Source organism: Kitasatospora sp. NPDC047058 (genome assembly GCF_040643935.1).
Lineage (GTDB): Bacteria > Actinomycetota > Actinomycetes > Streptomycetales > Streptomycetaceae > Kitasatospora.
Window position 1 is genome coordinate 1 of record NZ_JBEYVJ010000343.1, and the last position, 7,230, is coordinate 7,230.

The window sequence follows — 7,230 nt, forward strand, 5'->3', positions numbered from 1 at the left end:
GATCAGCGCGCGGGCGCCGGTCACCACGTGCGAGCGGTTGAGCTTGGTGGAGACGTGGAACAGCCGCTCGAGACGAGCAGGCTGTCGGTCTGCGTCATCGCCCACGACCTCACGACCGACCGGATCGCCACCGTCCACTACGCCCAGCGCAGTTGGATGCCGGGCGCCGTATGGACGCTCCCCGGTGGGAAGGTCGACCCCGGTGAGGAGATCCCCGACGCCGCCGCCCGGGAGCTGCGTGAGGAAGCCGGGCTCATCGCCCGGCCGTCCGACCTGCGCCTGGTGCACACCATCCAGGTCAAGGAGGGCTGGGACGGGCACGGCGGGTTCATGCTGTTCGTCTTCACCACCAGCGAGTTCGCGGGCGAGTTGGTCAACCTCGAGCCGGACAAGCACCTGGAGGTGCGCTGGCACCCCGCTGCCGACGTCCTGCCCAGCCCGATGTTCCCGATCTCCAAGACCGCGGTGGAGGCGTACCTGGCCGGCGGGCCCGCATTCTCCACCCACGGATTCGACCCGGCCTCCGGAGAACGGCAGCTCGTCGAGAGGTGACCGGCGCCCGCCGGCACCGTGCCGGCCGGCTCGTCGCCGCCCGGTCCGCACCGAATTTCCACGGCTACGCCGAACCCTGACGGCGCCGGCGCCCCACCACCGCGATCCCCCACTGCGAAAGGGAGAACGTGACCAGCAGGGACACGCCGATGAGTGCGGACTCGCGCCGCTACTACGACCGCAAGCGCGCGGGTGTGCTGTGGGCTCTTGGCGCGACGGGCGGCCCTACCAAGCTGCCCCGCCCACAGTCCAGAACGGATGGGTGCCACCAGGCGAGGTGAGCCGCCTGAGACTGACATGTCGGCGAACTCACCTGCCGTGGCTGTCGTTGTTGCACCCCAACGCGGTCGCCTCACCGACAGCAGCAATCAGTTGGAGCGGGAACTCCGGATCGGCCTGGCCGATGGCCAACGCGAGCCAGCGGTCGGTGGGTGGCAGCTTCCATACCTGCATGGTCCCGGCGACCATGCTCAAGAAGGAGAGCGGCTCAGGTGCGATGTAGTCGGGGTCGGGATGGTCGAACCGAGGAATTGGAAAATCCTGTGGACTGATCGGACCGCCCAAGGACCGGTCGGTCAAGCAAGCGGCTTGCGGTAGCGGACGTGCTCGTTCTGCCGCCGGAACCCCACGCTCTCGTAAAGGTGGTAGGACCGGTGCGGATTCGCCGTGCCCGTGAACAGCCGGGCGGTCGTTGCACCCTGCTCACGAAGGCTTCGCAGCCCGTCCAGCAGCAGGGCCCGGCCGATTCCGAGGCGTCGCTGGTCCGTCCGGACACTCAGCTCTTCGATCTCGCCCACGGTGTGGTCGTGGCGGCGGACGGAGCAGAGGGCGACGCCGACCATGTCCTGCCCGTTCCATGCAGCCCTCCAGCATGTCGGGTCGGCGGTGTCGACGAAGTCCTGGAACGGCCATTTCTGAGTGAAACCGGCATCCGCATACGAATCGACGACCGTCCTCCAGGCTGCACGGTAGTGGCTTGCCCCGATCGGTCCCGTCCGTATCCCGGCCGGCAGCTCGCTGTCCCGCTCGGGCAGCTGCTGCAGATCGCCCAATTCCATCTCGACCAGGCTGAAGACACGTCGGTAGCCGGCTGCGAGGAGAAGGGCGGTGGCGTCCTGCTCGGAGACCAGAGCGTTCGCGCCGATCACTGCCGTCCGAGTCGTTCCATGCTGTTCGACGAGCTGGTGGATCCGCTCCTCGGCCCAGCTCAGCATGGCTGAGCCGATGCCCTGGCGGCGATGCTGGGGCAAGAGGTAGCCGCGGTGCAGGTAGAGCCACGTATCGTCCTGCTCTTGCCACCACCGGATCGTCGAGTAGCCGACGACTCTCCCGTCGTGTACCACCAGGGTCTGGTTCTTGGACGGCTCCTCCAGCTTGGCGGAGGCTTCGGCGATCTCGGCTGCCGTCGGGAGCCCTTCCACAACCGAATGGGCATCGACCCCGTCATGTTCAGCACACCCCAGCCGCACCGCGGCCATGGCGCCGTGGTCTTCGCCGCCGTGATACGGCCGGAACCCGAAGCCGACCGGAAGGTCCCGTCCTGGTGTGTCATCCGACATGACCGGATGGTCTCGAACTTCGAGGCAGGTCCGCCACCCTATTCATGCCGCGGTCGTCTGCGGACGTTCAACGAGTTGACCGCGTTCGAAGCGGGCCCTTGCGCGGACGAGGGCGACAATCGGTTGACGTGTGATCGGGCTGCGGTGGGCTCCTCCCGTTCGACCAGGAGGGCCGTTCTTGAACTCGGCTCCGGAGCGGACGAGGGCGACGAGGGATGCGCCCCACATGTCCTCTGCACCACCACTCCGGATCCGCACGGCCCGGTGGCTCCCCGCAGCGGCACTGGCCGGACCTGACCTGGGCTCGGCTCCGGTGGCGGCAGTCCGGTAGATTCTGCGGGCAGCTGATCGGCGCACGAAGCTGCCGGGTGCAGCAGGTTCGACACGGGGGGCAGTGGGTGCGGAGCGGACACACGCAGGAGCGTCGCCGGGAGGCTCTGCTGGAGTGCTGGCGTGCGATCGAGCTGTTCAGCCCGCCGAGCATCCCGTCGCTGCCGCGCCGACGCCGCGCCGCGCGTTCCGGTCCCTCGGACGAGTACGTCGTGGACGTGACCCCTCAGCCGGGCCAGGCACTCCTGCCCCTGCCGTGGGACTCGGACCACCCGGCCACCGCCAAGCGCCGGGCACCGTACGGGAAGATGTGGCGCCACGAGGTGTACGGCGGACTCTTCGATCTGGAGCTGCTTCGCCAGGCGATGATCGCGGTGCTGCCGGAAGGAACCGACCCCGACCCCGGAGTGCCGGATTCGGAGCTGGTGTTGTCCGGGCAGAGTGCGATGTTCGCACTGGTCCTGGACGAAGAGGGCCGGCCGGTCGACGACACCTCGGTGATCTCCGCGTGCGCGTGGGCCACCGGCCGGCTCTTCGATCCCGGGCCGGCCGCACCGGGGTGGCTGGACGGCTTCGACGACCTGAACGAAGCCTTCGGCGCCGCGATCGACACGCTGGCCGCCACTGCCGTCCCCTACGCCCAGGGGCCCGGCGCCGTGACCGCCCATCAGCCCCACCCGCCGACGCCGACGGACCCCTCACCGGCGTCAAGGCCCCCTGGCTGGCAGCAGTTGCTGGCCGAGATCCTGGGCGGTGCGGCCGTGGGCGCGGTCGGGGCACTGTTCGGCGAGGTCGTCGGCGCAGCGGTGCAGGGTGCGGCGGAGCCGCTCGTCCGGCGCGCCGCCGACTGGGCGGCCGCCCGCCGTCCCGCCACGGAGCTCGCGGAGCACCCGGAGCACGCGGAGGAGGACGGCCGTTCGGTCGACGCCGTACACGCCGCTGCCGCGGAGCCCGCGCCACCGGCTCCGGGTGCGCTGACGGAGGAGGACGATGCCGGTCCTCGGGCGGTACGGCTGGCCGACCTGGTGGCGCTGACGGCGCAGATCGCGGACCTGTGCGGGGTGGAGGCGTACCTGCGGCCGCGGGTGATCCGCGTGCGCAGCCGGCTGGTCCATCGTCCGCGTGATCCGCGGACGAAGGCCGCCGCCGCTGCACCGTTCCTGAACAGCCTTCTTCCGCCTGACCTGGCACGGGTGCGCGCGGCGGCCGGCAAGGGGCTGGGGCCGGCGCTGGACGCCTACCTGACCGAGCTGGGTGCCGTCGACGTGTCGGCGCGTACGGATGTCCGGCAGGAGCGCGAGGTCGTTCTGGCCGGGGTGGCTCCGGCTCTGGTGCCGGCCGGGCGGTGGCCCTCACCGGCGCGGTTCCCGCTCGCGTTGAGCCAGCAGTTCGCGGTCGACCGCATGCTCGCCGACCGCGTTGGCAGCGAGGGCGGGATGTTCTCGGTGAACGGCCCGCCGGGCACCGGAAAGACCACGATGCTGCGCGACCTGGTGGCCGCCCTGGTCGTCGAGCGGGCCGCGGTGATGGCCACGTTGGACCGGCCTTGGCAGGCGTTCACCGGCCGGGCATGGCAGGGGTTGGACCGGCAGGGCAGGCACAAGCGCTTCGTCGCCCGGCTCGACCCGCGGTTGACCGGGTTCGAGATCGTGGTCACCTCCTCCAACAACGGTGCGGTGGAGAACATCACCGCCGAACTACCCGGCCTGGACGCACTCGGCGAGCACTGGCGGGGCGGTCCGGACCACTTCTCCGATCTCGCCTCGGCGCTCCTCGGCGGCGCGCCGGCCTGGGGTCTGGTGGCGGCCGTGCTCGGCAACAAGACCAACCGCAAGGAGTTCAGCGAACGGTTCTGGTGGGGCCGCCTCCCGGAGAAGGAGACCGACGCCCGCACCGCCGCCGGCCTGCCGCCGCTGCGCGGCATGAAGGCGGTCCTCGGCGACTGGACCCCGCCGAACGCCACGACCCGCGGACGCCGCCCTGACGCCACCCGTGCCGGCGCCGTCGCACCGTCCGCCCCGGCCGCCGCCCCGGCCCAGCCCGTCCCGTCGGCCGCCACGGCCCAGCCCGTCCCGTCGTGGCGCCAGGCCGTCGCCGCGTTCCGCGCGGCCGAGGCCGAGGTGGAGCAGCTGCGCGCGCAGCGCATCCGGCTGGCCGCTGCACTGGAGGCCGTCGAGTCCCCGCAGTCCGGACGGCGGATCGCGGATCTGGAGGCCGCGATCGGGCGGGCCGACGAGCGGGTGGGCGCGTCCGTGGCCCGCTTGGAGGCGGCCAACGCCGCCGTCGCGCACTCCCATGCCGCCACCGCGACAGCCCGGGCCGAACACCACGCGGCCGGCGAGCGCGTTCCCCGGGCCCGACAGGAGCTGGCGGCTGCTCGCGCCCAGCTGTCCGGGGCCCGGGAGCTGGCCGCGCACCACCGCGAGTACGTGGACCTTCTGACCACCCGCTCCGACACGCCGCCGACCGTCGAACGCGGCCTGCGCGGTGGTCTGCGGCGGCTGCTGCAGAGCCCCGCCGACCGACTGGCCGCCGAGCAGCACCGCGAACGCACCCAGGCCGAGATCCTGGACCTGCTGGTCCAACAGCGCCGCGCCCTCGACGGTGCTGTGCAACAAGTCGGCGACGCCGTCCGTGCCGAGGCCCTGGCCCTCGACCTCCACGCCGAAGCCGGAACCGCCGTCGCAAGCGCTGCCCTCGCGATCACCGCCGCCCAGGCCCGCGAGCAGACCGCCCTCGCTCAGGAGAACGCGGCCGCCGCCGACCTCTCGCGCGCCCGCACGGCCGCCATGGCGGCCCGGCACGACCTCGACGCCGCCCTCGCCGACCTCGACGCCCGCCACAACCAACTGCGGGAGACCGCGACGACGCTGCCCTCCCTGCCCGTCGGCTGGCTCCACCTCGACGAGCGCGACCAGGAGCTCGGCTCACCCTGGTCCGACGAGGCCTGGTCGACCGCCCGCAGCGACCTGTTCCTGCGCGCCCTCGACCTGCACCGCGCCCTCGTCGCCGGGGCCGCGAAGAAGGTCCACGGCAATCTCCAGGTCCTCATGGAGCTGATGACGAACACCAACGGGCCGATCCCCGACGAGGAGGTCGAGCGCGCCTGGCAGACCCTCTTCCTCGTGGTCCCGGTCGTCTCCACCACCTTCTCCTCCATCGGCAGCATGTTCGCCCGCCTCGGACAGGGCAGCATCGGCTGGGTCCTGGTCGACGAGGCCGGCCAGGCCACCCCGCAGGCAGCCGTCGGTGCCCTGTGGCGGGCCCGCCGTGCCGTGCTCGTCGGCGACCCGCTCCAGCTCGAACCCGTCGTCACCATGCCCACGGCCCTTCAGCGCAGGCTGCTGCGTGCCTACGCCGTCGACGAGCAGTGGCTTCCCTCAGCCACCTCCGCCCAGGCCGTCGCCGACCGGACCAACCGCTACGGCACCTACCTGCCCGCCCCCGGCGGCGACGACGGACACGTCTGGGTCGGATCGCCTCTGCGCGTCCACCGCCGCTGCGAGGAACCGATGTTCACCATCAGCAACGAGGTCGCATACGGCGGCCTCATGGTCTACGGCACTCCGGGCAGACCCTTCCCCGACGAAGCGCGGGACGGTCTGCTGCCCAGCCGCTGGCTCAACACCGACGACCCCACCCGCGCGCCCGACGCCCCCTGGGGTGAACGTGACCGCCGCGCCTTCGAGTTCGTCCTCGACCGCCTCGACCAGCACGACGTCGACCTCGAACGCCTGCGCATCATCGCCCCCTTCCGCGCCCTCGTCGCCGAGTGCAAGAAGATCTGCCACGACCGCCCCGGCTGGACCTTCGAGGTCCTCGACGAACGCTGCGCCACCGTCCACCGGGCCCAGGGCAAGGAGGCCGACGTCGTCATCCTCGTCCTCGGCGGCGGCCGGCCCGGCGCCCGCGACTGGGCCGCCCGCACCCCTCACCTGCTCAACGTCGCCGCCAGCCGCGCCAAACGCCGCCTGTACGTCATCGGCGAGCGCAGCCTCTGGGCTCCGCTCCCCCACTTCGACGTCCTCGCCTCCGAGGTCGAGGAGTTCGACCACGTCCGCGACCGCGACGCCTGGCCCCAGAGGAGTGATAACTAGGCGGAGACCGGTCCGGCGTCGATGCCCGAGATACGGCCGGCGGAGTCGAAGGAGACCACCGCAGCGCCCCTGCCGGGCAACGCCGCGGTGATCCGGTCGGCGGACTCCTCCACCCGGACGCCGTGCAGGGCGAACCAGCCGTCGACCACCAACCGCGGCGAGCGTGCGAAAAGCTGTGCGCCGGTCAGCAGATGGCGCGGCATGGCCACCGGGTCGAGCCGCGCAGGCTGGAGCTGCGGGTCCTGCGGCATGAAGTAGACCCGGGTCTCGGGACCGGCCTCCTGGCCGATGTAGCCGGGCGCGCCGAGCACCGCCATGCCGACGAAGGCCAACGTCTCTGCGGCTCGGCGCGGATCGGGGAAATCGGCCAGCTCCACACCCTCCTGCTGCAGCTCCGCGATGCCGTGGCGGCGGCCGAACTCGGCGATTCGCGCGCTGGCGGCGGCCACTTCACTGCCGCCCAGCCCCGGGTTGGCCCAGCCCCACAGCCAGGTCTGCTCCGCCAGGTCGTAGCTGCCCAGGAGTCCCACCCGAAGGCTGCGGCCGCCGGACTCGTAGCGGCACTGGTCCAGATCCGCCGTCCACGGCCCGGCCGGGAAGGCCTGGTCGATCATTTCCAGCTGTTGCACACCCCAGGCCGCGTGGTACTCGGCGGCGTGCAGGAAAGCGTCGGAGAAGGCCGTGGTCATCGG

General features: G+C 71.9%; 5 protein-coding genes. 2 read left to right on the forward strand and 3 right to left on the reverse strand.

The window, feature by feature from the left end; all coding sequences use genetic code 11:
* Nucleotides 1–54: 54 nt before the first annotated feature.
* Nucleotides 55–552, forward strand: coding sequence for an NUDIX domain-containing protein (locus tag ABZ885_RS32185; protein ID WP_360196481.1), 498 nt, complete (start codon nucleotides 55–57; stop codon nucleotides 550–552).
* Between the two features lie 309 nt (nucleotides 553–861).
* Here the strand turns inward: ABZ885_RS32185 and ABZ885_RS32190 are convergent, their stop codons facing one another.
* Both ABZ885_RS32190 and ABZ885_RS32195 read right to left on the reverse strand, forming a co-directional pair.
* Complete coding sequence (locus ABZ885_RS32190; protein WP_360196484.1) at nucleotides 862–1,131, reverse strand: hypothetical protein; 270 nt, start codon at nucleotides 1,129–1,131, stop codon at nucleotides 862–864.
* A complete protein-coding gene (locus tag ABZ885_RS32195; protein WP_360196487.1) occupies nucleotides 1,128–2,111 on the reverse strand; it encodes a GNAT family N-acetyltransferase in 984 nt (327 codons plus the stop codon). The genes ABZ885_RS32190 and ABZ885_RS32195 overlap by 4 nt, the downstream gene beginning before the upstream one ends.
* 398 nt (nucleotides 2,112–2,509) lie before the next feature.
* On the opposite strand from ABZ885_RS32195, the gene ABZ885_RS32200 reads away from it, so the two are divergent.
* Nucleotides 2,510–6,538 carry an ATP-binding protein gene (locus ABZ885_RS32200; protein WP_360196490.1) on the forward strand — a complete coding sequence of 1,343 codons (4,029 nt, stop codon included), beginning with the start codon at nucleotides 2,510–2,512 and terminating at the stop codon, nucleotides 6,536–6,538.
* On the opposite strand, the gene ABZ885_RS32205 is transcribed toward ABZ885_RS32200, so the two are convergent.
* Nucleotides 6,535–7,230: DUF6882 domain-containing protein (locus tag ABZ885_RS32205; RefSeq protein ID WP_360196493.1), on the reverse strand; the 696-nt coding region annotated here is incomplete at its 5' end. The two genes, ABZ885_RS32200 and ABZ885_RS32205, sit on opposite strands and share 4 nt — an antisense overlap.